General features: G+C 69.3%; 23 protein-coding genes, 1 tRNA gene and 3 pseudogenes. 14 read left to right on the top strand and 13 right to left on the bottom strand.

The window, feature by feature from the left end:
* The first annotated feature begins 44 nt into the window (after positions 1-44).
* Entirely contained in the window at positions 45-545 is a 501-nt protein-coding gene (locus ABD357_RS17595; RefSeq protein ID WP_344391147.1) for a hypothetical protein, read from the top strand.
* A 224-nt stretch (positions 546-769) separates the two neighbouring features.
* On the opposite strand, the gene ABD357_RS17590 is transcribed toward ABD357_RS17595, so the two are convergent.
* Positions 770-1,456 (bottom strand): pentapeptide repeat-containing protein, encoded by a 687-nt coding sequence (locus ABD357_RS17590; RefSeq protein ID WP_344391146.1) that lies wholly within the window; start codon positions 1,454-1,456, stop codon positions 770-772.
* Positions 1,457-1,641: 185 nt separating this feature from the next.
* Here ABD357_RS17590 and ABD357_RS17585 point away from each other — a divergent pair, with 185 nt between their 5' ends.
* The 4 genes from ABD357_RS17585 to ABD357_RS17570 all read left to right on the top strand — a co-directional run bounded on the left by ABD357_RS17585 (position 1,642) and on the right by ABD357_RS17570 (position 6,156).
* Positions 1,642-2,820 carry an FAD-dependent oxidoreductase gene (locus tag ABD357_RS17585; protein ID WP_344391145.1) on the top strand — a complete coding sequence of 393 codons (1,179 nt, stop codon included), beginning with the start codon at positions 1,642-1,644 and terminating at the stop codon, positions 2,818-2,820.
* Between the two features lie 69 nt (positions 2,821-2,889).
* Positions 2,890-3,870, top strand: coding sequence for a zinc-binding dehydrogenase (locus ABD357_RS17580; RefSeq protein ID WP_344391142.1), 981 nt, complete (start codon positions 2,890-2,892; stop codon positions 3,868-3,870).
* A gap of 67 nt (positions 3,871-3,937) precedes the next feature.
* Positions 3,938-5,392: an NAD(P)/FAD-dependent oxidoreductase gene (locus ABD357_RS17575; RefSeq protein WP_344391141.1), complete on the top strand. Its 1,455-nt coding sequence runs from the start codon at positions 3,938-3,940 to the stop codon at positions 5,390-5,392.
* A gap of 14 nt (positions 5,393-5,406) precedes the next feature.
* Positions 5,407-6,156: an alpha/beta hydrolase gene (locus ABD357_RS17570; RefSeq protein ID WP_344391138.1), complete on the top strand. Its 750-nt coding sequence runs from the start codon at positions 5,407-5,409 to the stop codon at positions 6,154-6,156.
* 63 nt (positions 6,157-6,219) lie between these two features.
* On the opposite strand, the gene ABD357_RS17565 is transcribed toward ABD357_RS17570, so the two are convergent.
* Complete coding sequence (locus tag ABD357_RS17565; protein ID WP_344391136.1) at positions 6,220-7,461, bottom strand: lactonase family protein; 1,242 nt, start codon at positions 7,459-7,461, stop codon at positions 6,220-6,222.
* A 251-nt stretch (positions 7,462-7,712) separates the two neighbouring features.
* On the opposite strand from ABD357_RS17565, the pseudogene ABD357_RS17560 reads away from it, so the two are divergent.
* Positions 7,713-7,985: pseudogene (locus tag ABD357_RS17560) on the top strand (transposase); the annotation flags it as partial.
* Positions 7,986-8,132: 147 nt separating this feature from the next.
* Here ABD357_RS17560 and ABD357_RS17555 read toward each other — a convergent pair.
* Complete coding sequence (locus ABD357_RS17555; RefSeq protein ID WP_344391134.1) at positions 8,133-8,927, bottom strand: SDR family oxidoreductase; 795 nt, start codon at positions 8,925-8,927, stop codon at positions 8,133-8,135.
* Positions 8,928-9,118: 191 nt separating this feature from the next.
* Here ABD357_RS17555 and ABD357_RS17550 point away from each other — a divergent pair.
* Positions 9,119-9,328, top strand: a pseudogene (locus tag ABD357_RS17550) (GP88 family protein); the annotation flags it as partial.
* 304 nt (positions 9,329-9,632) lie between these two features.
* Here the strand turns inward: ABD357_RS17550 and ABD357_RS17545 are convergent.
* From ABD357_RS17545 to ABD357_RS17535, 3 genes are all read right to left on the bottom strand, one after another.
* Positions 9,633-10,526, bottom strand: coding sequence for an IS66 family transposase (locus ABD357_RS17545; RefSeq protein WP_344391131.1), 894 nt, complete (start codon positions 10,524-10,526; stop codon positions 9,633-9,635).
* 270 nt (positions 10,527-10,796) lie between these two features.
* A complete protein-coding gene (locus tag ABD357_RS17540) occupies positions 10,797-11,081 on the bottom strand; it encodes a hypothetical protein (protein ID WP_344391130.1) in 285 nt (94 codons plus the stop codon).
* Between the two features lie 207 nt (positions 11,082-11,288).
* Positions 11,289-11,777 (bottom strand): TetR/AcrR family transcriptional regulator, encoded by a 489-nt coding sequence (locus ABD357_RS17535; RefSeq protein ID WP_344391182.1) that lies wholly within the window; start codon positions 11,775-11,777, stop codon positions 11,289-11,291.
* A gap of 31 nt (positions 11,778-11,808) precedes the next feature.
* Here ABD357_RS17535 and ABD357_RS17530 point away from each other — a divergent pair, with 31 nt between their 5' ends.
* Positions 11,809-12,936, top strand: a complete 1,128-nt coding sequence (locus ABD357_RS17530; protein ID WP_344391129.1) for a hypothetical protein — start codon at positions 11,809-11,811, stop codon at positions 12,934-12,936.
* A 196-nt stretch (positions 12,937-13,132) separates the two neighbouring features.
* Here ABD357_RS17530 and ABD357_RS17525 read toward each other — a convergent pair whose 3' ends face one another.
* Both ABD357_RS17525 and ABD357_RS17520 read right to left on the bottom strand, forming a co-directional pair.
* The gene (locus ABD357_RS17525; protein ID WP_344391127.1) at positions 13,133-13,258 is read right to left on the bottom strand and encodes a hypothetical protein; all 126 of its coding nucleotides are present in this window, start codon (positions 13,256-13,258) and stop codon (positions 13,133-13,135) included.
* Positions 13,259-13,399: 141 nt separating this feature from the next.
* Complete coding sequence (locus ABD357_RS17520; protein WP_344391125.1) at positions 13,400-13,591, bottom strand: hypothetical protein; 192 nt, start codon at positions 13,589-13,591, stop codon at positions 13,400-13,402.
* Between the two features lie 915 nt (positions 13,592-14,506).
* On the opposite strand from ABD357_RS17520, the gene ABD357_RS17515 reads away from it, so the two are divergent.
* On the top strand, positions 14,507-15,031 hold the full coding sequence (locus tag ABD357_RS17515) for a cupin domain-containing protein (RefSeq protein ID WP_344391123.1): 525 nt from the start codon (positions 14,507-14,509) through the stop codon (positions 15,029-15,031).
* Positions 15,032-15,304: 273 nt separating this feature from the next.
* Positions 15,305-15,856 (top strand): annotated as a pseudogene (locus tag ABD357_RS17510) (pyridine nucleotide-disulfide oxidoreductase); the annotation flags it as partial.
* 45 nt (positions 15,857-15,901) lie between these two features.
* Here the strand turns inward: ABD357_RS17510 and ABD357_RS17505 are convergent.
* Positions 15,902-16,279: an ArsR/SmtB family transcription factor gene (locus tag ABD357_RS17505; RefSeq protein ID WP_344391122.1), complete on the bottom strand. Its 378-nt coding sequence runs from the start codon at positions 16,277-16,279 to the stop codon at positions 15,902-15,904.
* Between the two features lie 48 nt (positions 16,280-16,327).
* Positions 16,328-17,383 carry a flavin-containing monooxygenase gene (locus ABD357_RS17500; RefSeq protein WP_344391120.1) on the bottom strand — a complete coding sequence of 352 codons (1,056 nt, stop codon included), beginning with the start codon at positions 17,381-17,383 and terminating at the stop codon, positions 16,328-16,330.
* 108 nt (positions 17,384-17,491) lie between these two features.
* On the opposite strand from ABD357_RS17500, the gene ABD357_RS17495 reads away from it, so the two are divergent.
* Complete coding sequence (locus ABD357_RS17495) at positions 17,492-18,859, top strand: NAD(P)-binding domain-containing protein (RefSeq protein WP_344391118.1); 1,368 nt, start codon at positions 17,492-17,494, stop codon at positions 18,857-18,859.
* 28 nt (positions 18,860-18,887) lie between these two features.
* The gene (locus ABD357_RS17490; protein ID WP_344391117.1) at positions 18,888-19,358 is read left to right on the top strand and encodes an ArsI/CadI family heavy metal resistance metalloenzyme; all 471 of its coding nucleotides are present in this window, start codon (positions 18,888-18,890) and stop codon (positions 19,356-19,358) included.
* 102 nt (positions 19,359-19,460) lie between these two features.
* On the opposite strand, the gene ABD357_RS17485 is transcribed toward ABD357_RS17490, so the two are convergent.
* The 3 genes from ABD357_RS17485 to ABD357_RS17475 all read right to left on the bottom strand — a co-directional run bounded on the left by ABD357_RS17485 (position 19,461) and on the right by ABD357_RS17475 (position 22,350).
* Positions 19,461-20,471: a hypothetical protein gene (locus ABD357_RS17485; protein ID WP_344391116.1), complete on the bottom strand. Its 1,011-nt coding sequence runs from the start codon at positions 20,469-20,471 to the stop codon at positions 19,461-19,463.
* A gap of 1,125 nt (positions 20,472-21,596) precedes the next feature.
* Positions 21,597-22,082: a DUF2637 domain-containing protein gene (locus ABD357_RS17480; RefSeq protein WP_425584899.1), complete on the bottom strand. Its 486-nt coding sequence runs from the start codon at positions 22,080-22,082 to the stop codon at positions 21,597-21,599.
* Positions 22,083-22,274: 192 nt separating this feature from the next.
* A tRNA-Thr gene (locus tag ABD357_RS17475) sits at positions 22,275-22,350 on the bottom strand.
* Between the two features lie 115 nt (positions 22,351-22,465).
* Between ABD357_RS17475 and ABD357_RS17470 the strand changes: the two genes are divergently transcribed.
* Together ABD357_RS17470 and ABD357_RS17465 are read left to right on the top strand one after the other, a co-directional pair.
* On the top strand, positions 22,466-22,849 hold the full coding sequence (locus ABD357_RS17470) for a zinc ribbon domain-containing protein (RefSeq protein ID WP_344391115.1): 384 nt from the start codon (positions 22,466-22,468) through the stop codon (positions 22,847-22,849).
* A 359-nt stretch (positions 22,850-23,208) separates the two neighbouring features.
* Complete coding sequence (locus ABD357_RS17465; RefSeq protein ID WP_344391114.1) at positions 23,209-24,345, top strand: ABC transporter ATP-binding protein; 1,137 nt, start codon at positions 23,209-23,211, stop codon at positions 24,343-24,345.
* Positions 24,346-24,512: the final 167 nt, after the last annotated feature.

The raw sequence follows: 24,512 nt of genomic DNA, 5'->3' as shown, positions 1-24,512 counted from the left end.
CGGGGCATGTCAGGGCCCCACGCGAGCGTGACACCATCACATACGTGCTCGACATCGGCTACGCCCTCTCCTCCCGTTTCCCGGATCCTCCGCAGACCGACTACCGCCGCGCGGACGTCCGCGCCCTGCGGCACGATCTGTTCTGCGGCGACGTCTATCTCGCCGACACCAAGGCGGACCGGGAACTGTCCACAGCCTGGGGATGGGTGCCGGTGCTCGACTTCGCGTGGGCGCTGTGCGACATCGTGGAGCGGATCGACCGGGATCCGGCGGGCTCGCGGGCCTCGCGCCCGCAGCGGGCCGAGCTGGACTTCACCGAGTCGACCGACCGGATGCTCTTCGAGCGGCGCTTCGGGTGGGTGGACATCGAAGCCGACTGGATGCCGGTGGAGGAGCCTGCGCTGAGCTTCTCGCATGCCGAACTCCGGCGTGAGGCGCGGGACTTCTTGCACGATCTGATCGCCGACCTGTGCGATCTGCATGACGCTCTCGCGGAGAACCCGGCGATCTGGACCCTCCAGGCACGCTTTCCGAGGGTGCCCTGACGCGGTGCAGGGCGGGGGGTTTCTTTACCCAAGCCCGCCCCTTCCCGGCTGTATCGATGTGCGGCTCCGCCGCGTGAGGGGGCTGCGCCCCCAGAGCCCACGAGCAGGGGGTGGGGGGTGACAGGGCGTGTCGCGGCTGCGGGTTCGTTGTGGCTGGTCGCGCAGTTCCCCGCGCCCCTTACGGGGCGCTCCCCGAGCCGTGACGTCCCAACGGGCCCGACCGCTCAGCCGTCGGCGACGACCCGAACCCCCATCTCCGCCGCCAGCACCGCCGCCAGATCCAGCAGTTGCGCCGGACTGATCACCGCCCCCGCCAACCGGTCCACCCCCCGCGCGATATCCACCTCAGCCGCCCCCCGAAGGTCCACATCCGTCAGCGTCGCCGCGCTGAAGTCCACTCCCTTCAGCACGCAGTCGACGAACTCCACCCGCTCCAGCCGCGCGCCTCCGAAGTCCGGCTCCACCAGCACGCAGCCTTCGAAGACGACGTCCCGGAGCCGACCCTTGCGCAGGTTCAGGTAGTCGATCTTGCCGCCGCGGATCAGTACCCGTTCCAGTACGGCACCGTGCAGTTGGACGCCGCCCAGTCGCGCGTCCACCAGCTCCACATCGCGGAGGGTGACCTCGGCCAGATCGGTGCCGACGCCCCGTATCCCCGTGAGGACGGAGTCCATCACGCGCGCGTGGCGCAGTCGTGTCTCGTCCAGTGCGCACCCTGTCAGCGCGCAGTCCATGAAGCGGGCCCCCGCGCCGTCCTGCGCGGCGAGGTCCGCCTCCCGGAACTCCAGGCCGTCATAGTCCCCGTCCGGCTCCAGCTCGCCGCGCCCGTACGGCACGAGCGGCGGCAGCCGCACCTCGGGACGCCGTGCCCTCTTGACCGCCGTCTTCTCATCCGTCGCCCGCCTCACCATGCCCACCATCCTGCACCCCACCACTGACAAACCCCTTGAGCTGCACATACGCCCGCGATGTCACACATCGGGCCCCTCAACGAGTCATACCTACGAGTCACGCACACGCGCGCACCCACCCACACGCACGAACCCACACCCACGAACCACACTCACGCACCGGACCAGTAGGGAGACCCCCAGCCATGCACCGCATCACCGTCGTCGGCGGCGGCTTCGCCGGACTGACCGCGGCCATCTCCGCCGCCGAGGCGGGCGCCAAAGTCACCGTGTACGAGGCCCACCACACCCTCGGCGGCCGCGCCCGCACCGCGGAGGGGCCGTACAAGACGAACGAAGGCCCGCACGCCCTCTACAAGGGCGGCCCCCACTGGACCTGGCTCAAGCAACGCGGCCTGATCGGCGAACTCGCCCCGCTCCCGCCCCTGGAAGCGGCCCGACTGCGCCTCCGCCACAAGGGCACCCTCCGCCGCACCCCGCCCTTCGCGATGCTCAAGCTTCTCCGCCGTACGGCCCAACAGGCGCCCGTAGACGTCGACTTCAGGACGTGGGCCACCGACATCGCCGGAGAAGAGGGCGCGAACGCAGCCGCGTACTACTCCGCCGTCGCCCTCTTCCACCACGACCCGGGCGCCCTCTCCGCCGCCTTCGTGCAGGAACGGCTGCGGCGCGCCACGAAGCTGCCCCCGGAGGCGCACTACCCGCGCGGCGGCTGGGCGAGCGTCATCGACCGGATGGCGGCACGCGCCTGGAACCTGGGCGTACGCATGGAGACGCTGTCCCGTGTCGAGAGCCTTGACGAGTTCGGCAGGCAGGGGCCCGTCATAGTCGCCACCTCCCTCGACGCCGCCCGCCGTCTCCTCCGCGACGAGTCGCTGACCTGGACGAGTGGTCGTACGGTCCTGATCGATCTGGCCGTACGGACCCGCCGGGGCGACGCGTTCGCCGTGTCCGACCTGGACGCGGCGGGCTGGATCGAGCGGTTCACCGCCCAGGACCGTACGCTCGCCCCGGCCGGCGAACAGCTCATCCAGGGGCAGATCCCGATCGCGCCCCACGAGCCGCGGGCCGCCGGCATCGCCCGCGCCGAGGAACTTCTCGACCTCGGCTTCCCGGGCTGGCGCGAGCGCGTGGCCTGGCGCAGCGAGGCCATCGCCAACGGACGTACCGGCGCTGTGGACTTCCCCGGCACCAGCTGGCGCGACCGCCCCGCCGTCGACCGCGGCGACGGCGTCTACCTCGCGGGCGACCAGGTCGCGGCCCCCGGCGTGCTCTCCGAGGTGTCCTTCAACAGCGCCCTGACGGCCGTGTCCCTCGCCTTCGACATCCCGCGCAGAGCAGGGCTTGACCTCAAGCAAGCTTGAGGTACGAGGCTGAGGGCGCGAGCACGACAGCTCACGAACGCGACAGCTCGAGAACCCCAGGAGCCCTTCATGCACGCCATCCGCCTGCACGCCTTCGGCCCTGCCGAGAACCTCACGTACGAGCAGGTCGAGGACCCGGAGCCGGGCCCCGGCCAGGTACGCATCGCCGTCGCCGCGGCAGGCGTCCACCTCCTCGACACCGCGATCCGCGAGGGCGACCGGGGCCCGTTCCCCGAACTGCCCGACCTGCCCACCATCCCCGGCCGCGAGGTCGCCGGCACCGTCGAGTCCCTCGGCGAGGGCGTCGCCCGACTCTGGCTCGGCAAGCGGATCGTGGCGCATCTGGGCCTCGTCCCGGGCGGGTACGCCGAACTGGCCGTCACCGACGCCGACCGCCTCCACGAGATCCCGGAGAACCTGGACTTCGCGCAGGCCGTCGCCATGATCGGCACGGGGCGTACGACGATGGGAATCCTCCAGTTCGCCGAGCTCGGCCCCTCCTCCGTGGCCGTGATCCCGGCCGCCGCGGGCGGCATCGGCACCCTCCTCGTGCAGTACGCCAAGCACGCCGGCGCCACCGTGATCGGCCTCGCCGGCGGCCCGGAGAAGGTGGCCCTCGTCGAGAAGAACGGCGCCGATCTCGCCGTCGACTACAAGGACCCGGAGTGGCCCGACCAGGTCAAGTACTTCCTCTGGGGCCGGAAGGCCACGGTCGTCTTCGACGGCGTAGGAGGCGAGGTGGCCCGTACGGCCGTCGGCTTCCTCGGCCCCGGCGGCAAGCACATCGTCTTCGGCTGGTCCGACGAGGGGCTGCACGACGGCAGCCCCCTCATAGTCGAGGGCGTGTCGGAGCAGGTCCTCGGCCCGGTGATGATGATGAAGGCGGGCGGCCCCAACCCCGTACGCACCCTGGAGCTCCGCGCCCTCACCGAGGCCGCCGCCGGCCGCCTCACCCCGGCCGTCCAGCGCTTCCCCCTCGCCGAGGCGGCAGCCGCCCACCGCGCGCTGGAGAACCGGGGGACGATCGGCAAGGTGGTTCTGGAGCCGTGAAGTAACCGATCCCACTTTCGGTCTCCGGAGGAGACACCCACGACCCTCAGAAGCTAACGTCCCGCGCATGAGCAGCACGCAGAGCGTGGGCGGCACGGAGCACACCGGCAGCACGGCCGGGGGAAACACCGCCCGCACCGTCGTCAACGGCGGCATATCGTTCTGGTACGCACAACAGGGCCTCCCCGCGCCCCGCGAACCCCTCCCCTCGGACGCCGCCGCGGACGTCGTCATCGTCGGCGGCGGCTTCACCGGCCTGTGGACCGCGTACTACCTGAAGAAGGCCTCCCCTTTCCTCCGTATCACCGTCCTTGAACAGAAGTTCTGCGGCTACGGCGCCTCCGGCCGCAACGGCGGCTGGCTCTACAACGGCATCGCAGGACGCGACCGCCACGCGCGCGTGCACGGCCACGAGGCCGCCGTACGCCTCCAGAAGGCGATGAACGAGACGGTGGCGGAGGTCGTCCGGGTCGCCGAGGCGGAGGTCATCGACGCGGACATCCACCGGGGAGGCGTACTCGAAGTCGCCTGCACCCCTGCCCAGTTGGCCCGCCTCAAGGCCTTCCACGAGGCAGAGCTCTCATTCGGCGAGAAGGACCGCGAGCTGTACGGCGCCCGCGAGACCGCCGAGCGCATTCGCGTCGCCGACGCCGTCGGCTCCACCTGGACGCCGCACGGTGCCCGCCTGAACCCCGTCAAGCTCGTCCAGGGACTCGCGAAGGCCGTCGAAGCGCTCGGCGTCACCATTCACGAGTCGACCCCGGTCACCGAGATCCGGCCGAAGCACGCGGTCACTCCGTACGGCACCGTCCGCGCGCCCTACGTCCTGCGCTGCACCGAGGGCTTCACCGCCTCGCTGAAGGGCCACAGACGCACCTGGCTCCCCATGAACTCGTCGATGATCGCCACCGAACCGCTCACCGCCGAGCAGTGGGAGTCAGTGGGCTGGGATGGCCGCGAAACCCTCGGTGACATGGCGCATGCGTACATGTACGCCCAGCGCACCGCCGACGGCCGTATCGCGCTCGGAGGCCGCGGCGTCCCGTACCGCTTCGGCTCCCGCACGGACAACGACGGCCGTACGCAGCCGGCGACCATCGAGGCGCTACGGGCGCTCCTTCTCCGCCTCTTCCCACAGCTCACCGGCGTCGAGGTGACCCACGCCTGGTCCGGCGTCCTCGGCGTGCCCCGCGACTGGTGCGCCACCGTCACCCTCGACCGTTCCACCGGGCTCGGCTGGGCCGGCGGCTATGTCGGTTCCGGAGTCGCCACCACCAACCTCGCCGCCCGTACCCTGTGCGATCTGATCCAGCAGGACTCCGGGCAGTCCGGCGCGACCGAGCTCACCGCCCTGCCGTGGGTCGGTCACAAGGTCCGCAAGTGGGAACCCGAGCCATTGCGCTGGATCGGGGTACACGGCATGTACGCGACGTATCGAGCCGCCGATCGCCGTGAACAGGGCACGCAGGCCGCGCAGTCGTCCCGGCTGGCACGTATCGCCGACCGGGTCGCGGGCCGCTGAGGCAGGGGGCACACATGGACACCACCGTCATCGACACCGTCCGCTACACCGCCGACGGCCAGCTCCTCGACATCCACCACGGCGCCGATCCCGACGCGCCCACCGTCCTTCTCTGGCACGGGCGCGGTCCCGCCGAACGCGACGTCCTCGGCGCCCTCGCCGCCACCGTCGCCCGCCTCGGCCCCACCGTGATCGTCCCCGACTGGCGGCCCGACGCCCCCGACGGCGGACGGCCTCAACTGGCGGCCTCCCTCCGCTTCACCTGGGATTACGTACCTGACCCGGCCCGTGTCGTGCTCGTCGGCTGGTCCCTCGGCGGCCGGGCCGCCATGGCCACCGCCCTCCAGCCCCACCCCCCGGAGGACTGGCGCCCGGCAGCCGTCGTCGGCATCGCCGCCCGCTACAACCAGCCCGAACCCCTCCTCGGCCTCCCCTCCCCCATGGCCGTCTGCGCCACCGCGCCGCCCCTGCCGATCCACCTGGTCCACGGCACGGCCGACAGGGTCTGCGACTTCAACAACGCCCTCGAGTTCCAGTCGGTCCTCGCCGACTGCGGCCGTCCGGCTCCACTCACCGAACTCACCACCGACCACGCGGGCGCGGTCATGGCCGAGTACGCCCCGGAACTGGGCCGCTGCCGCCCCGTCCACGGCGGCACTCCGTACGAGGAAGGCCTCCGCACCGCCCGCGTCATCGCGTCGGCGGCGGGCCTGAAGGTGCCCGACCTCGACAGCTCCGGCAGAAAGGCCCAGGTCAACGGGTGACGACCTGGGCCAAACGCCCGCCGTCTGACGGCGGGCGTCTGATGGCGACGTCTGATGGCGGCGTCACTTCGCGGCGATGCCCTCCATTCCCGCCTCCTCGAAGACCGGCAGGTCCTCGGCGGTCGTGACCTTCGTAAGCGCGCCGTTCTTCTCGACGCGGAAGCCGTCGACGGTGCCGGAGACCGCGTTCTGGACGTAGACGAACTTCTCGTCATCGGTCACGGCGAGGTCGATCACGCCCTGCGAGTTGGCGGAGGGCGGGGTGGCGATGCCCACGTCGTTGGTCAGGGCGAGTTCGCCGCTCTTGGCCATGCGGTAGCCGCTGACCGTGGAGTTCCCGGTGTTGCCGCCGTAGAAGTAGTTACCGGCGCGCACCAGCCAGCACAGCGTCTCCTGACCGTTGGTCAGCGGCTCCTGCAGGACCTTCAGCTTGCCGTTGCGCTTCACCTGGTACGCGGTCACCGTCGACTTCTCCGCCTCCGCGACCAGCATCCGCTTCCCCGACTTGTCGAAGCTGATCGCGAACGGCACACCGCCCGCGGACTTGTTGACGACCGGCTCGTCGACGGCGGGCAGCCCGTTGCGCTTCAGCGGGAACACCTCGACCGTGTTGGCGGCCTTGGTGGTGACCACCAGGTTGCGGCCGTCCGGGGTGAACTCGACCTCACCGGGCGAGGTGTCGAAGCGCGGCACGTTCTCGTTGTCCAGCCCCAGCGAACGCTGCGAGCCCTTCAGCGGCTTGAGCCCCTTCTTGGTGATCGTGAAGCCCTGAACGCTGCCCGCTCCGCCCGCATTCATCACGTAAGCCACCTTCCCGCGCACCGCGATGCTCGCCGGGAACTCCCCTCCGGAATCCACCTGCTTCGGATCCTTCAGCTCGGTGCCCTCGACCCGGAACGACGTCACCGTGCCGCTGCCCGCGTTGACGGCAAGGAGCATCCCCGACGCGTCGTCGTAGACGAGCGAGCCCTGCGAGGCAAGGGAATCGGTGGGCGCTTCGACCTGGTCACCGCCCTTGCCGCCGGTCGCGAACTCCCCCGCCGGCGACAACTTGCCGTCGTCACCCCGCGCGAACACATGGATCGTGTTCCCGGCCAGCTCGTTGCCCTGCACGAACACGGCCTGATCGGCTCCGGCGGACGTGGTGCGGGCGTACTGCCCCGCATTGGCCACGGAAACCGCCGCCGTCACCGCCCCCACCGAGGCGAGCACCCCGGCCCCGATCATGACCCGGCGCGACTTGGACTTCGCCCTGTGCCCACTCTTGTGCCCACTGCGACGGCCATTCCTGTCGTACGTACCCACGCCCGGCTCCTCGGTCTCTCGTCCCCCAACGTCCGCGCCCTGCGAACAGCACCAGAGTGACCAGTGGGGGACGTGAGACGAACCGGTTCCGGGCCCGCGTCAGGGTCTCGTAAGCGGTGCGCAAGGGTCTGGTAAGAACTCGTGAGAGCTCTTAGGAAACAGAACCGGAGGGCGTCAGCACTTCCAGGTCGCCCAGTACCACTTCCCCTTAGACGTCGTTTCCTTTGGTGTGCTCGTAAGTTGAGCCGTGCGTGAGGGATCTGATCGAGCGGTTGGTGCCGGATGAGTTGTGGGTCCTGTTCCGGCGGGTGGTGCCACCGACTGAGGTGAAGCGTCCGCAGGGCGGCGGCCGACGGCGGGCGGGTGACCGCGAATGCCTCGCCGCGATCATCTTCGTAGCCACCTCTGGTTGCACCTGGCGGCAGCTGCCCCCGGTGTTCGGCCCGGCCTGGCCGACGGTCTACCGGCGCTTCGCCCGGTGGAGCCGGGCTAGGGTGTGGGCTCGCCTCCACCGGGTCGTCCTCATGCCGAATGCGATCGAGCACGGCGACCGGAGCGCTGCCGGAGACGGTCGCCGCAGTCGGGGCCCCACGCACACGACCAAACGCTGAACGCGTTCGGTAATCCTGGTGTCGGTTCGTTGGCGTCGATGATGTCCTCGCCTAGGCGGCCTACGCGGTTGTGGCGATGCCGCCGTCGACAGGGATCACGGCGCCCGTTAGGTATGCGCCTGCCCGGCTGGCGAGGAACACGGCGACACCCGCCATGTCGTCGTCGCGGCCGATCCGGCCTAGTGGGGCCGACGCCGCGATCGCCTCGCCGAACTCATCGAGGGTTGCAGCCATCATCGTCGACGGGAACGGTCCCGGCGCCACGGCGTTCACGGTGACGTGCTGCGGTCCTAGTTCCTTGGCGAGCACTCTGGTGAGTTGATGCAGTGCGGCCTTGCTGCTGGAGTACGAGTAGTTGGGCCGCTGGGGGATGTGGATGGCGGCGATGCTGCCGATGTTGATGATCCGCGCGGGATCGTCGGCGGTGCCCGCCCTGCGAAGTGCGGGCAGCAGCGCCTGGACTAGCCAGAACGGCGACTTCAGGTTGAGGTCGACGACCGTGTCCCAGGCCGCGTCTGGGAACGTCGCCAGCGGCTCGTCCCACAGGGCGCCCGCGTTGTTGACGAGGATGTCGAGACGCTCCGAGTCGGCGGTGACGAGGTCGGACAGTCGCCGACACTCGTCGTGGCGGGACAGGTCGGCGGGGATGGCCCGCACCTCACCGAATTTGGACAGCTGTTCCTGCGCCCGAGCGCACGCTTCTGCGTTGCGTGAGCTGATGACCACGCGGACGCCCGCCTGGAGAAGGCCACGCGCGATCATCATCCCGATGCCTCTGGTGCCACCGGTGACGAGCGCGCGCTTTCCACACAGATCGAAAAGTTCTGCATGCGTTGTGAATTGGTTGTCTACCACTTGCCGCCTTTCTCGTTGGTCGTGCGGGATGATGCGTCGACGCGTCGGGTGTTCGGTTCAGCTGTCTCGACGTTATGGCCGTGGAGTGCACTCCAAGCAAGCGGATCAGGACCTCAAGACTTCATAGGCAATTGATGTCTTGGGTAGGAGAAACCCACACTGCCGTCGACGCCCTTGACTGGTGCAGAGAAGTGCTCGGGCCTCACCTGGTCGGCATCCCGGCCAACCGGATCCCCCACTTCCTCAAGCTTCTCGGCCGCACCTTTCGCTCCTGGCAGGCCGAAGTCGACGCCGAACGCCAGGCAGCCCGCCGCAGGCGTGGCGGCCTGCGGCTGGTGACCGGCCCGGTGCCGGACGCTCCTGGCCGCCCCTCGGCGGCGCAACGCGACCGCGCCGCCTGACAGTTCGGCACCGCCGTCCGCGTTTCCTCCCCACTCTTCCGGAGGCCCCTCGCCATGCTCATCGGCCATGTCATTCCCCCGTCTCAACTCTCGGCTCCTGCCGGTCCCGACTCCCCGCTGGGGGACTATCTGCGCGACCCGGCAGGCACCGTTCACGCCCTGCTCGACCACGCGACGCGCTGGGCCATCACCTGGGGACCGGCCGCAGGCCCGGCCGTGGCGATCGCTGCCGCCACGCTGGGCTGGGCGCGCTGGTGGTGGCGCCGCCGCTGCCGCCAGAGCCTCGCGGGCGACGCCCGGCTGGTCAGCGTGCTGCCGCCGCCCACCGCCGACCCGGCAGGCGCCGAAGCTCTGTGGGCGAATCTGCTGGGGCTCCTGCGGCCCGCTTGGCGCCGCTGGCTGACCGGCCAGCCTCATCTGGCCTGGGAATACGTCTTCGATCGCGAGACCATCCGCCTCCGCGTATGGGTGCCCGGCACGATCCCGCCCGGGATGGTCGAACGGGCCATCGAAGCCGCCTGGCCCGGAGCCCACACCCGCACCACACCCGCACCACGCCGCTGATCTTGGCTTGGAGCTTGGCCATCCTGATCGCCTGCTCGGCTGGGTTGTTGGTCCACTCGACGTGGAAGTCCAGGGTGAAGTTGAGGACTTGATCGACTCGCTCACGCATCCGTTTCGCCAGCTTGTAGGCGTCGTGGCTGCGGCCGGCGGTCCCGGGGGTGTTCGCGTCGATGCCCTGCTGCGCGGTGTTGAGATACAGATCCCGCAGGCTCCGGCTCGTGGTCGTGGACAGGCCGGCCGCGCCCTGCGTGATCGCGGTGTCGACGGTGCGTCGTGCCTTCTTCAAGGTCTGGCGCATCTGCTCGGCCCACGCCTGATGTTCGGGGTCGGACTCCCACACGGCCTTGAGGTCGCGCAGCAGGCGAGCGCAGCACAGTTGCACCTGGGTGACCTTCCCGCCACGGGTGGGGTCGCTGTATTTGTGGTAGCCGTGCCAGTCATCGCGGATGAGCACTCCGGCGAAGCGCGGCAGGATGTCGAAGCCGTCCACGGCGGCGTGGCTGCGGGTCTGGTGCGCGCCGTACCAGATCAGATTGTCGGTGCGGGCGGTGTAGACGTAGCCGGTCACGCCGTTGACCGGCACCGGGGTCTCGTCGTGGTGCAGCCGCGGCGCGGCGGCCAACGCGCGTTTCAAGGTCGGCCTCGAAACCGACCAGCCGCGTCGACAGTCGCCGCAGGCAGGAGGCGACGAACCCGGTGGACACCGGGCAGCCGAACAGTTCCGCGAGCATCTCAGCGGTCCGCTCCATGCTGACATGCCCACGATAAGCGATGTGCGCGGCGAACGCCCGCACGTTCGGGCCGTAACAGACCGGCCCGGACACCCCCGCCGGAGCCGGCGCCTGGGTGAGGTGCCCGGCCGAGCACCGCCGCCGCATCAGATCGAACCGGACCTTGCGCAGCGTCACCGGCGGGACGTCCCACTGCTGGACCGGGGTGAACCCCTCACCAGGGGCCTTCGAATCCAGACACTCGCCGCAGGTCGAGCACTCGGCGGGCTCTTCGAGTCCAGCCCCACCTGGCGCCGCAACGCCGCGTTCTGCTCCTCCACCAGGGCGATCAACCTGGCCTGCTCAACCAGCAACTCGTCCTGACCAGCCAACTGATCCCGCTGCAACCGAATCAGCGTGTCCTGCGAAGCGATCAGCTCATCCTTGTCCGCCACCACCTGGCGCAGACGAGCGTTCACCGCACGAAGATCGGACACAAGCCAAGATCGTCCACGAGTTCCGAACGAAGATCAAGCCAGCTCAACCCCACAGGTCACGACCCACCCTGAATGGACACCTCCATGCCATCCCTATTGGCAGGGAGTCCGCGCTCCGCGCGGAGCTCCTCTCAGACAAGCCCGTTGATCGGTAAGCGGATGGCTTCTCAGGTCGGCCGAGGCTCATTGTCAGAAGGGGCGCTTGGGTCTGACTCGTGTGGCCGCGATCGCCTGCGGTGTCAGGGCGCGGCGGTAGCGTTCGGCCGGCAGTTGGGAGAGTGCGTCGGACTTGATGACGTAGCGCCCGAAGATGATCCCCACGATCAGGGTCAGGACGGAGGCGGTCTGGTCGCGGGCACTGCCGCCGCCGAAAAATTCAACGAGGCGGTGGCTGATCTCGGCGTCTACGTACTCGCGAAACGCGGCGAGCAAGCGAGGATCCTCCAGTGCGGCGTGGAGCAGTTGCGCCAGACGCGGGCCCGTCTCGGGGTCTTCCCAGGCGATGATGACCTGACTGACCAGTCGTTCACCCAGCAGCTCGGGCGGCCCTGGCAGTGCCCGCTGCACCACCTCAGCTGGACTCAACAACAAGGCCGTGACCTGCGCAAAGAGTCCTTGCTTGGACCCGAAGTGGTAGGCGACGAGGGCCGGATCGCAGTCGGCGGCCTCGGCCAGCATGCGCACGGTGGTTCCCTTGTATCCGTGCTCGGTGAACAGGCTCGTGCCGGCGTCCAGGAGCCTGTCTCGCCCCGTCCGGGTACCCAGTGGCGGTCGGCCGCGGCGTTTATTCATCAGCGTTGAGTTTAGGCGCTTCGGCAGCGATGCTTCTTCGCGTTACGGACGCAACTTGGGAGGAACAATGCCGTTGCTGCTGTCCAGGTCTGACCTGAGCCCGCTCGCGGCGGACGACGAGGCACTGGACGACGTCATCGACGCGGTGCAGGAGTCGCTGCTGCGAAGTCATGCTGGTGATCGTGGTGAGTCGGTCTTCGCTGGGATCGGGCTGCCGAACGGGGACGAACTGGCGAGCCAGCTTGCGGCATCATCGTCGGGCGGGGCCAGTGTGCGGCTCTTTCCACGGATCGTCCGCGGTGCTCGGCGCAACGCCTGGCTCGGTATCCGGATCGACGGAGCGGCCGGTGAGATCGACAGCCTGATCGCGCTCGATGACCTGAACGAGCTACGCACGTCGGTGCCGGCCGCGGTCGGGGTGCGGCACCTCGCACCGGAACAGGCGACCACCCTCGCAGTGCTCGGCAGCGGCGCACAGGCGAGCAGCCACGTCCGCACCTTCGCCAGGGTCATGCCCGGCCTTGAGACCGTCCGGGTATGGAGCCCGACGAAGGCGCACCGCGAAGCGTTCGCCCACGACGTCATGGCCCGGCTGCAGGTGCGTGCGACGGCCGAGGACACCGTGGAGGCCGCGGTCGACGGCGCTGACGTCATCACCGCCGCTGGTCGCACCGCCCCCGGAGAGCCGGCCATACCGGATCCCACAGCGGTCCGGCCAGGCGCCCTGTTCGTGAGTATGACCGCAGCCGGCTTGAACCTGCTGCCACTCGGGGCACGGCTCGCGGTGCCAACCTCGCAGCAACCGGAACTGGTGGCGCACGGCTTTTCCAGCGGCTTCCTCCGGGGCGGCCCGCCACCAGCACCGCCGAACGCCATCGAGCTGGCGCAGATCATCGTCAACCATCAACCCGCGCGCCGCTCAGCAGCAGAGACGATGGTGTACGAGCTCGCCGCGCCCTACCTGTGGGACCTCCCGATCCTGACCTGGATCACCGACTGGGCGAAACGCAACGGCGTCGGCACAAACTTCACCTTCTCGGACTGAAAGCTGCATCCGTGGCCGCGCTGCCACCCGGGTCGCGTCTCTCAGTTGCGAAGTCGGCGGTCCGCCCCGCCGCCTGAAACGTGTTGAAGCGCGACGATCAGCTCTCCCCTTCCGGTGGGGCTACCGTTCAACGGTAATGCGCGCGCCGGGACCGGCCAGGATGGCACTGTGCGTAGCTGGCGAGTGATCCTCGGATTTAACCTGCGGCCAGGTACCGCTCGCCGACGGGCTTGATCCGTCCGTACCGCCCGGCCTCCTCCTCCTGTGTGTTCACCAGCGCCTTCCCGCCAATCGCGGACGGCTTCCCGGCTGTGCACCACATGGGCGCGTCAGTACGCCGAGCAACGTAGGCACCTCTGTCTGTGCCCTGGGCCACGGACGCGAAGCTTGGTCCTTCTGGCAGAGCCACTGACAGGCTGGTTCAGGAGCGACGTGCAGGTAGCGCTGCGACTCGACGCCACCATCACTGAGCGTGTCTCAGCCTGAAGTTGCTGGTCGTGGGCTTGTGTTCGACGTCGTCCGCTCGGCCGACGAGCCGGTCATGGCTCAGGATGTGTGCCGACTGCTCGGGATCAGTGCCGAGCCACGGTTCCGCGAGGCGATGCGGAGCCAGCTTGGCTTCGACGTCGGCAATCGGCCCCACCGAATTGGCCATGCGAGCGGCAGTGGGGCCGCTTGGAGACGTCCCGCGCCGCTCGCCGGCCAGGTGGGGCCAGGTGGCCAATACCGAGGGGCCGCTGAACGACGTCAGAGCCAGCCGGCTGAACCGGCTGGCCGACCGGGGTGGCTGCACAAGACCCCGACCGGACGGTTCCTCACCGTGCTGTGAGCACGGGACGGGGAACCCGGTGCTCTGCCCGTAACTGGGGTGCCGTGGCGGGAGCCGCGGTTGTACGGGAAAGAACCTGAACTCCGCCGAGGGCAGCGAGGCCCCTGTCTACCGAGTCCACCTGCCTCTGTCCACGGCCACCCTCTCCACCGTCACCTGCCTGATCCGCGCTCACCTCAAGAAGATCAACGACGTCTCCGCCAGCACGGTGCGCCGCTGGGCTGGAGTCGGCGATGCGGGTGTTTCTGCTGAGCGGGGTCGTGCTGGTGGTCATACGCCGTCCGTTCAGGCAGCCTGATGCCACCTGAGTTTGACCTCAAGTGCGGTAGAGGTCGTAGCGTCGTAGCTGAAGCCCGCCGGAACGCGACGGGAGGTCCCGGATGCCAGTTCTCTACCGAGTAGACAAGTTCGTAGTGCCTGACCATGTACGCGATGAGTTCTGGACCCATGTCAGACACACACACTCGGTGCTGCGGAACCAGCCGGGCTTTCTGGAAGACGCCCTGCTGGAGCAGCATTCCGGCCCTGGTCGCTTCAACGTGGTCACGATCGTCAAGGGGTCGTCACCCGATGCCCTCGCCGCTGCGAGAACAGCAGTCGAGCGCTCCCACCGGACGGCTGACTTTCAGTCGGCTGAATTCCTTGAGCAGACCGGTATCGAGACAGACCTGGGGAACTACCGTCGAGGCCGGGGCTTAAGCACCTCGCCGAGCACACGGCACCACAGCGAAGGAGTGCGGAATGTCCTTTCTCCCCTATCCGCCCCCGCGCTACCACGGCAACACGGGCCGGACCAACGCCCGCTTCCGATCAGCCGGAACCGCCCCCGACCTGGTCTCCGGTGGTGCAGATGGCACCGTGACCGGTGCTGACCAGGGTCAGCGCACCCACTATCTCGCCACCGGAGCCTCCACGGGAGGCGAGTTCGGCTTGTACCGCATCGACATGCCGCCGCACGGCCGCGGCCCGGGCACGCACTTTCACCGCACGATGTCCGAGTCGTTCTTCGTCCTCTCCGGTACGGTGCGTCTCTTCGACGGGGAGAAGTGGATCGACGCGACCCCGGGCGACTTTCTGTACGTGCCGGTCGGCGGCCGTCACGCCTTCCACAACGGCTCGGACAAACCCGCGTCGCTGCTGCTGCTGTTCTCCCCAGGAGCACCGCGAGAGGGCTACTTCGAGGGCATGGCCGAACTCGCCGCAATGAACGACGAGGAACGGGAGGAATTCTTCCTCTACCACGACACCTACTGGGTCGGCGCATAACCCACCACGCCCCGACGGACGACGCCGACACTTGCTCATCCGACCGGCGCTACTCGCGATGCCCTGGCCGAGCGCGGTGCACACGTCCTTGGCCTTCACCGGGCCGACCGCGGCCTGCACCATGTGCCGGACCTGCCGGTACTCCGGCGGCAGGGCGGCCTGGTCCATTTCCCGTTCCCGGTGCGGTACCAGCAGCACCGCCCACCCACCCGGGCGGTCCTGGCCGCAGGCGCCTCCGCCGCTACCTGTTCGTGCAGCCGCCGCAGCACCTTCGTCATCGGGGGCGGCAACTCCGGCGCCCAGATCGCCGCCGACCTCGCGCACGACACCCAGCTGACCTGGGTCGCCCAGCGCCCGCCGCGCTTCCTCGCCGACGACATCGACGGCCGCGCCCTGTTCGACGCGGCCACCGCCCGCCGCCGCGCCCTCGATCAAGGGAGCACGGACACGGGCGGGGTCGCCTCGCTCGGGGACATCGTCGCTGTCCCGCCCGTACGCGAAGCCCGCGACCGCGGCCTGCTCACCAGGCGCCCGATGTTCACCCGGCTCCACTCCGGCGGCATCGAGTGGGCCGACGGCACCCGTGCCGAGGCCGATGCGATCATCTGGTGCACCGGCTTCCGGCCCGCCCTCTCCCACCTCGCCCCGCTCCAACTCCGCGGCCCGCGCGGACGCATCGCCACGGCCGGCACCCGCGCGGTCGGCGAACCGCGGCTGCACCTGCTCGGCTACGGAGACTGGACCGGCCCCGCCTCCGCCACCCTCATCGGCGTCGGACGCCCGGCGCGGGAGACCGCCCGCGAGATCGCCGACCTGCTCGGGTAGGACCCAAGTCGGCCGAGGATCCTTCGGCGCAGGGCGCGCCTCGGGTCAGGCCGCGACTGGGGCTATGGTCAGCAGCTTGCCCATCGCCGCGAGCACCGTCGGCTCCACCCGGTAGTACACCCAGGTGCCGCGCCGCTCAGAGGTGAGCAGGCCGGCCTCCTTGAGCTTCTTCAGGTGATGGGAGACGGTCGGCTGAGAGACGCCGACGTCCGAGATGTCGCACACACACGCCTCGCCACCCTCGTGCGAGGCCACGGCGGAGAACAGCCGCAGCCGCACCGGGTCACCCAGCGCCTTGAACATCCGCGCAGCCGTCTCGGCCTCCTCCGCAGTGAAGGGGCGTTCCGTCAGCGGCGGGCAGCACGGCGCCACCTCCTCGCTGGCGGCGGCATCCAGCAACGGCAGCACCCTGGTGTTCGACATGCATCTATGTTGACATACGTCGAACCAGCGGGCGAGGGCCGGACCGCCTCAGGTGCGGGCGAGGTAGGCGGCGATGTGCCGGGCGGCCCGAGCGGCATCCCGCCCGACTCCGCGCAGGGAGTTCGACGACAGGCTGCGCTGCCACTCCAGCCCGACATACACCAGCCCCGGATGCGTCAGCGACATCCCCTCGCGGTGGCGAGGGTGCCCTGGGGTGTCGAGGGCGCCGAGCGGGGTGAGGTAGCCCAGGTCGGGGCGGTAGCCGGTGGCCAGCACGATCGCGTCCACTTCCTCCGTGCTGCCGTCGGCCCAAGTGACCTTCGCGTTGTCGATGCCGGTGAACACCGGTCGCCGGTCCGGCCGCCCGGAGGTGATGGCGGCCCGGTAGCGGCCGTCGTCGATGACCAGCTGGGTCGGCGGCGCGGAAAGGAAGCGGCCGACGGGCAGTGTGTCGAGGCCGGTGCGGGCCAGCCACCAGTGCAGGTCCCGGCCCAGGGTTCGCTGGCGGGCGAACCGAACCGGATGCCGCGCCGCGAGCGTCACCCGCGCCCGCCCGGCGAGTTCGGCGGCGATCTGCACCGCGGAGTTCCCGGCACCGACGACCATGACCCGCTGCCCGGCGAACGGCTCGGGCGTGCGGTAGTCGGCGGCGTGCAGCAGGGTTCCGGCGTAGGTCGCCAGCCCAAGAAGGTCCGGCCGGTATGGGCGGCCGAAGGTGCCGGTCGCCGCGATCACAGCGCGAGCCGCGAGCTCCCCGCCGCCCTCCAGGCCCAGTATGAACGCGCTGTCGTCGAGGCGGACGGCACGCACCCGGGTCCGGGTGCGGATCTCGGCGTCCAGCCGGTCGGCGCAGCGCAGCAGATAGGCGACGACCTCGTCGCGGTGCGGGTAGCGGTCCGGGTCGCCGCCGAACGGCAGGCCGGGCAAGCCGCTGTACCGGGCCGGCGAGAACAGGGCGAGGCTGTCGTAGTAGCGCGCCCACGACCCGGCCGCCTGCTCGGACGCCTCCAGCACCACCGGCTGAAGCCCCTGCCCGCGAAGAGCGTGCGCGGCGGCCAGCCCGGACTGGCCGCCCCCGATCACCGCGACGTCGACGTGTTCCACGACCCCAACCCCCTGGATTTGATGAATGTCTATGTTGACGCTCATCAATACAGGTGCCATGCTGGGCCACGCAAGCCATCGACGAATGTCGAAGCAAAGGGGAATCTCGTGAACGCGCCCACCACCGACCAACTGCCTGTCGTGGTTGTCGGAGCCGGCCCGATCGGCCTGGCTGCCGCAGCCCGCCTCGTCGAGCGCGGCCTCGAACCCCTCGTCCTGGAGTCCGGGCCGTCAGCCGGCACCGCGGTGCGGGACTGGGCGCACGTGCGGCTGTTCTCCCCCTGGGCCGAGGCCACCGACCCTGCCGCGGAGAAGCTCCTTGCCCCGACCGGCTGGGTCCGCCCCGACGGCGCCGCCTACCCCACCGGCGGTGACTGGGCCGAGCAGTACCTGCAGCCGCTCGCCAACATCCTCGGAGAGAAGGTCCGCTACGGCGCCACGGTGACCGGCGTCGCCCGCGCGGGCCGGGACCGCATCGTCGACTCCGGCCGCGACGAGCAGCCCTTCACCGTCCACATCCAGCTCGCCGACGGTCGCGAGGAGCTTCTTGCCGCCCGCGCCGTCATCGACGCCTCCGGCACCTGGTCGACCCCCAGCCCGATGGGCGCCGACGGCCTGCCCGCCCTCGGCGAGAAGACGGCCGCCAAGCGCATCTCCTACCAGGTCCCCGACCTGGGCGACCCGGCCGTACGCGCCCGGTACGCGGGCAAGCGCACCGCTGTGATCGGCTCCGGTGCCTCTGCCTTTACCGCCCTCGCCTACCTCGCCGATCTCGCCAAGGCGGAGGACGGGACCCACGCCGTGTGGATCCTGCGCCGCGGCATCGGCGCGAACACCTACGGCGGCGGCGAGGCCGACGAGCTGCCCGCGCGCGGCGCGCTGGGCCTGCGAGCCAAGGCCGCCGTCGAGGCCGGCCACGCGAGCGCGGTCACCGGATTCCGCATCCAGTCCGTGGAACGCGACGGCGACCTGCTGGTCCTCGTCGCCGACGACGGCCGCCGCCTGGACCCGGTCGACGAGGTCATCGTCCTCACCGGCTTCCGCCCCGACCTGTCCTTCCTCTCCGAGCTCCGCCTCGGCCTCGACGAACGCCTCCAGGCCCCCACCGCACTGGCCCCGCTCATCGACCCGAACGTCCACTCCTGCGGCACCGTCCACCCGCACGGCGTCAACGAGCTCTCCCACCCCGAGCAGGGCGTCTACCTGGTCGGCATGAAGTCCTACGGCCGCGCGCCCACGTTCCTCGCGATGACCGGCTACGAGCAGGTCCGCTCCATCACCGCCGCCCTCGCCGGCGACCGCGAGGCCGCCGAGCGCGTCGAACTCACCCTGCCGGAGACCGGCGTCTGCGGCGGCGCGGGCCTGTTCGACGACCCCGACCCCGCCCAGAGCACCGAAGGCGGCGGCTGCTGCGCCGCCCCGGCCACCCTCCAGATCGGCATCGGCGCCCCCGCAACCGCGTCCGGCGGCTGCTGAACTCCCCACCTCACCAAGGAGATTCGCCATGTCCCGCGTACAGCTGGCCCTGCGCGTCCCCGACCTCGACGCGTCCATCGCCTTCTACACCAAGCTGTTCGGCACCGAGCCCGCCAAACTCCGCGACGGCTACGCCAACTTTGCCATCACCGAACCCCCGCTCAAGCTCGTCCTCATCGAAGGAACGGCGGACGAGGCGACCCGCATGGACCACCTCGGCGTCGAGGTCGAAACCACCGAAGCGGTCCACGCCGCCACCACCCTCCTGGGCGAAGCCGGCCTGACCACCGACGTCGAGAACGACACCACATGTTGCTACGCCCTCCAGGACAAGGTCTGGATCCACGGACCCGGCCAGGAACCCTGGGAGGTGTACGTCGTCAAGGCCGACGCCGACTACCTGGCCAAGCAACAGGGCAGCACCTGCTGCGCCGGCTCGGCCGAATCCACCGCCGGCACCGGCGCGAAGGAACCGGTCGCCGCGGGCGGCTGCTGCTGACCCGCCGATGACCGACCTCCACACCAGCGGGGCCGTGGCCGGGACGGGAGACCGGTCACGGCCTCGCGCCGTGGGGGCCCGAGCCAGCCGTGTCCCCACAGGTCATTGCGTTGCTGGAGGCGGGTAGGCGTCGGAGTCGGCCAGGAGGCGGTCGAAGAACGTGCTCACGGCGTCCTCGGCCCCGGACTGCATGAGCTCGTAGCCGCCGAACCGGTAGACCTCGTAGCCCTTGAGCCGCAAGGCGCGATCCTCCGCGACCATGCGGGAGTAGAGGTCCGGCGCCGCCGTCCATGACTCCTGCCCCGTGGGGGAGGCTCGCTGACGTGCGTAGTGGTGCTTTCCGTCGACCTCGATGACGATCCGGACCCGGTTGGGGAGCAGGAGCAGGAAGTCCATGCGCTCGCGGTTCAACGGCCCCCGCCCGCCACGCTCGCGGCGCGTGTAGGGGTCGTAGTGCAGGTGTACCTCCGGGATGAGAGCAGGCTGGTCAAGACCGCCCGGCCGCCCGTAGCGGGAGCAATAGGCGATGAACAGCTTCTGGGCGGGAGGCGAGGTGGCGGGAACGGAGGCGAAGAGGCGCTTGTAGAGGGTTCGGCCAAGAGCGGTCGGATCGGTCGCGTCCACCTCCCCCGCCGTGTTGGCGAAGGCGCTGGTGGTCGGCCACCAGTCGAGCATGTTCCGCCAGGTCAGACCCTGGCTGGTGAGGGGCCGGTCGTAGAAGAGCCAGTGCTCGGCATTCGCGGTGATCTCCAGGTAGTTGCCCACCGAGTCGTCGAGCACCATATCCGGCTTGGGGCCGGTCCCGGCGAAGATGAGGTTGCGGAACGCTCCGGAGGCACCGCGGGGTCCCAGCTGGTCCAGCTCCCCCTCCAGCCGTTCGCTGCCGAGCTGCTCGACTACCTTCCTGGCCAGATCAATCAGTTCGGTGAGGTCGTGACCCTCCAAAAGCGCCCGAACGTACTTGCCTTTGCCGCCGCCGTGCCAGTCGGCCTGGTCGGGGGCGTCAAGGCCGAGGCGGCGGCATACCCCTGGCAGCGTGTGCCAAGTCGTGGCGCCTTCCAGCTCGTCGGTGATCAGGCCACGTAGCTGTTCCGGCCGGAGCGGGGAGTTCATCGGGGCGCCTTGAGGAGTTCCTGGGCACCTGCCGTCACTCGGAAGGCATTCACGACCTTCGGCCAGCTCAACTCCCCGCCTCTTCTGCGTCGTTGGGTGAACGTGCGATCGGTGCTCCGCCTGTTGCTACCCGTGGGGCATTCTCCGTAATCAGGCAGGATGAGGGCGCAGATCAGAACGTCGGCTTCAGGGGTTGTCGCGTGCCTTCGGTACGGCCCGCAACCTTGCGGCGACGTGTGTGCGTAGACGCTCGATCTCGTCGTGCTGGGCTGCCAGCCGGGAGATCGCCAGGGTCTGAACTCGGTCAGCGCCCAGTGATCGGACGACCAGCAGGCATGCAGCACTGTGCAGGACGGCCCCTGTAGGCAACGCAGTTCCATACTCCGGGAAGACAGATCGGCGCGGGCAGCACCGGTCAATTCGGGATATGACCTTCACCGCCGTCAGGGGCGGCGAACAGCAACGCGACTCGCGCCCCGCCGCCCCTTGGGAGGCCGTCATCAAGTTCTAACTCGCCGTGGGTAGGCATGGGTGACCGATCCCTTCCGGTGACTTTGGCGTGGCCGGGGCCAGGGCCGCATGCCCTTACCATCCCCGGGCTGTGCAAAGAGGACCCCGGCGCGATCGCTGAGGTCCTCTACGTTGCTCGCATCAGGCATTCAGGGGATAAACCCCGAACGCGATGTTCCGCGTTCTATCAACCGCCCGGCCCGTCCTTACTCAGGGTGACGAACCCGTTTGTCGATACCTCCTCTGGGGCGGCAGGGATGCGGCGCCGCCAGCGCGCGAGGACGGCTCGACCGTAGTTATTGGTGCCAGCCACTCGGTCCAGCTCCGCGCCTGTCGGCGTGCGGCCAGCGGCCCGCTGTTGCTGGAAGTGTTTCCACATGACCTCCTCAGCGTTCTGCCCAGCCTTGGGTGGCGTGACTGAGGAAGAGCGAGAGTCGCTGGTCTCGGTCGCGTCCCGCGAGGTGGTGTAAGCGATCATGCGCTTCGCCTTCCGGTACCTGGCTTCCGATGACCTCTCCGTTGGCGCGGCACGCGAAGTGGCCCGGTCAGGCGCCGGGAGTGCCTCAGCCGGTCGAAATACCCGGCGCGACCTGCGAGTTCCGATCCATTGATCGACTACACCACCTCGCGGGACGCGACCCTGGTCTCGCTCTCGCGCCCGCTCCGAGAGTCTCGCTGTGATGCAGCGATCCCGTCTCGCTTGGCTTCCGGTGCGCTCGGCCGTGGCTTTGGGACGAGACGCGAGGCCTGTTCTCGCGTCCAGCTCTCGGTTCGCTCTCGGTTGCTGGACCGATGCGCGAGGAGTTCCACCGAGAACAGGAGGGCGACCGGCGGCCACCCCGCGACGAGCACCGGCTTCCAAGCGAGGTCGGGAGCCGCAGCGACATTTGCCGCAAGCGACACTCCGATGCCGAGCAGAAACGCCATCCACACCACGGAGCGTGCCCGACGGCCGGCATGGTCGGCGGGCTTCAGCAGGCCGACCGTCGCCAAGCGCAGAAGCCCATCGACCGACAGGGGCCACAGCGCGGCGCTCGTGACGTCTGCCCCGCCCTGAAGGGCAAACGCCCTCTGGTGAACATAGGAGGCGTACGCAGCCACCGACGCCACGACCAAGGCACAACCGCGCCGCACCCAGGTCTCAAGGTCAGTCGCGCGAGAACCGTCCTTGCGGGGCTCCTCGGCGGCCCTCACCGAGGCTCACCGCCCTTGCGGCGACCAGCCCGCGGGACCTGGACCGTAGCCGAAACTACGAGCTCACGGGCCCTGCGGGCTGGTCCTCTATTTTCGTCGAGCCCCCTGTCGGATTCGAACCGACGACCTACGCATTACAAGTGCGTCGCTCTGGGCCGGACTGAGCTAAGGAGGCATCGCGCACTTCAACGCCGTACGCGAAGGCGGCTCCACTGTACACAGAGCCCGTTTCCCCAAGCCACGAAGTTCCCCGCTCCATGCGATCCAAGAACGGTGCGTAACCATCCGCAGTGGGTCTGCAACGAGGGACTGACTCTGCGGTCCAGGTCCAGGTCCAGGGCCAGGGCCTGGACCTGGACCTGGGAGCAGCATCGGGTCGACCCGACGGTGTTCGGCCTGCCAGGCCAAGGGGCCGAGGATGGACGCCTCGGTTCCGGGAGTGGATCTGCACGGAGTGCGGTGTGGTCCATGACCGTGATGTGAATGCCGCCGTGAATCTCCGCGATGAGGGGATGCGGTTGTACTGGCTGGCGGCAGCCTTGACTGCCTCCAGGGAAAAAGGCGCCGACGGTGATCAAGGCGTCGGAGCTGGAGAAGTGTTTGGCCGCGTAGGAGCGGCTGGTGCAGTACGGACCGACGGGCCGTCGGCCGGAATGCCTGTGGAGTCCGTGTGAGACCGGGCGTGCGCAGCTCACCAGGGCTGTGTGCGGTCGGCAGTGGACGATGAAGCAGGAAGCGTCGAGTAGGGCCAAAAGATCGCTGCTCTGCCCTTGCCCAAAGCATGGCCAAAAGGCGGTGGCTCTGGCCTTGAACGAGGCATGGCCAAAAGGGCCGTGCTCTGCCCCTCGAAAATTTCCGCGAAGTTCACGGCCCCCCGACTACTGACAGACCAGGCAACCGCCAGGTACCGTCCTGACCCAGTCCGCCCTGCGTGGACTACACCACAACACCACAACGGAATCACCCGTAGTGGCACCACCTTCCACAACGGATCGTCCGGCACGTTCCTGCCGGTAGAAGGGGGCCCATCACCATGGCCACTGTCTCGTTCGAAAAGGCGACCCGGATCTACCCGGGCACCGAGAAGCCCGCTGTCGATGGTCTGGACATCGAGGTCGGGGACGGCGAGTTCCTCGTTCTCGTCGGTCCGTCCGGCTGCGGCAAGTCCACCTCGCTCCGGATGCTCGCGGGGCTCGAGGACGTGAACTCCGGCGTCATCCGCATCGGTGACCGCGACGTCACGCATCTGCCGCCGAAGGACCGGGACATCGCCATGGTGTTCCAGAACTACGCGCTGTACCCGCACATGACGGTCGCCGACAACATGGGCTTCGCGCTCAAGATCGCGGGCGTCAACAAGGCCGAGATCCGCCAGAAGGTGGAGGACGCGGCGAAGATCCTGGACCTCACCGACTACCTGGCCCGTAAGCCGAAGGCGCTCTCCGGTGGTCAGCGGCAGCGTGTCGCGATGGGCCGTGCCATCGTGCGTGAGCCGCAGGTGTTCCTCATGGACGAGCCGCTGTCGAACCTCGACGCCAAGCTGCGCGTGTCCACCCGTACGCAGATCGCGAGCCTCCAGCGCCGCCTCGGCATCACCACCGTGTACGTCACCCACGACCAGGTCGAGGCCATGACGATGGGTGACCGGGTGGCGGTGCTGAAGGACGGTCTGCTCCAGCAGGTCGACTCGCCGCGCAACATGTACGACCGGCCGGCGAACCTGTTCGTCGCCGGGTTCATCGGCTCGCCGGCCATGAACCTCGTCGAGGTCCCGATCACGGACGGCGGCGTGAAGTTCGGCAACAGCGTGGTGCCGGTCAACCGGGAGGCCCTGTCGGCCGCTTCGGACCGCGGCGACCGCACCGTCACGGTCGGCGTCCGCCCGGAGCACTTCGACATCGTCGAGCAGAACGGTGGCGCCGCGAAGGCCCTGACCAAGGAGACCGAGGACGCCCCGGCGGGCCTCGCCGTCTCGGTGAACGTCGTCGAGGAACTGGGCGCCGACGGTTACGTCTACGGCAGCGCCCAGGTCGGCGACGAGCTCAAGGACCTGGTCGTCCGCGTCAGCGGCCGCGCGGTCCCGGAGAAGGGCGCCACGCTGCATGTTGTGCCGCGGCCGGGCGAGACCCACGTGTTCTCGACGTCCACGGGTGAGCGTCTCTCCGACTGAGGCGCGCGCTGAAGGCGCCCGTACCGGGTGAATTCGCCCACGTTGACGGAAGGGGCCCCGCAGCTTGCTGCGGGGCCCCTTTGTCGTCGTTTCGTTGTCGACAAATACCCCGGCAGACCGGTCATTTCGACCCCTGTACGTCAACCTCGCACCTGAATTTGAGCACC

The sequence above is a fragment of the Streptomyces vastus genome (genome assembly GCF_039532825.1).
GTDB classification, from domain to species: domain Bacteria; phylum Actinomycetota; class Actinomycetes; order Streptomycetales; family Streptomycetaceae; genus Streptomyces; species Streptomyces vastus.
The sequence above is the reverse complement of the archived record's forward strand: the minus strand, read 5'-3'. Positions and strand labels throughout refer to the sequence as shown.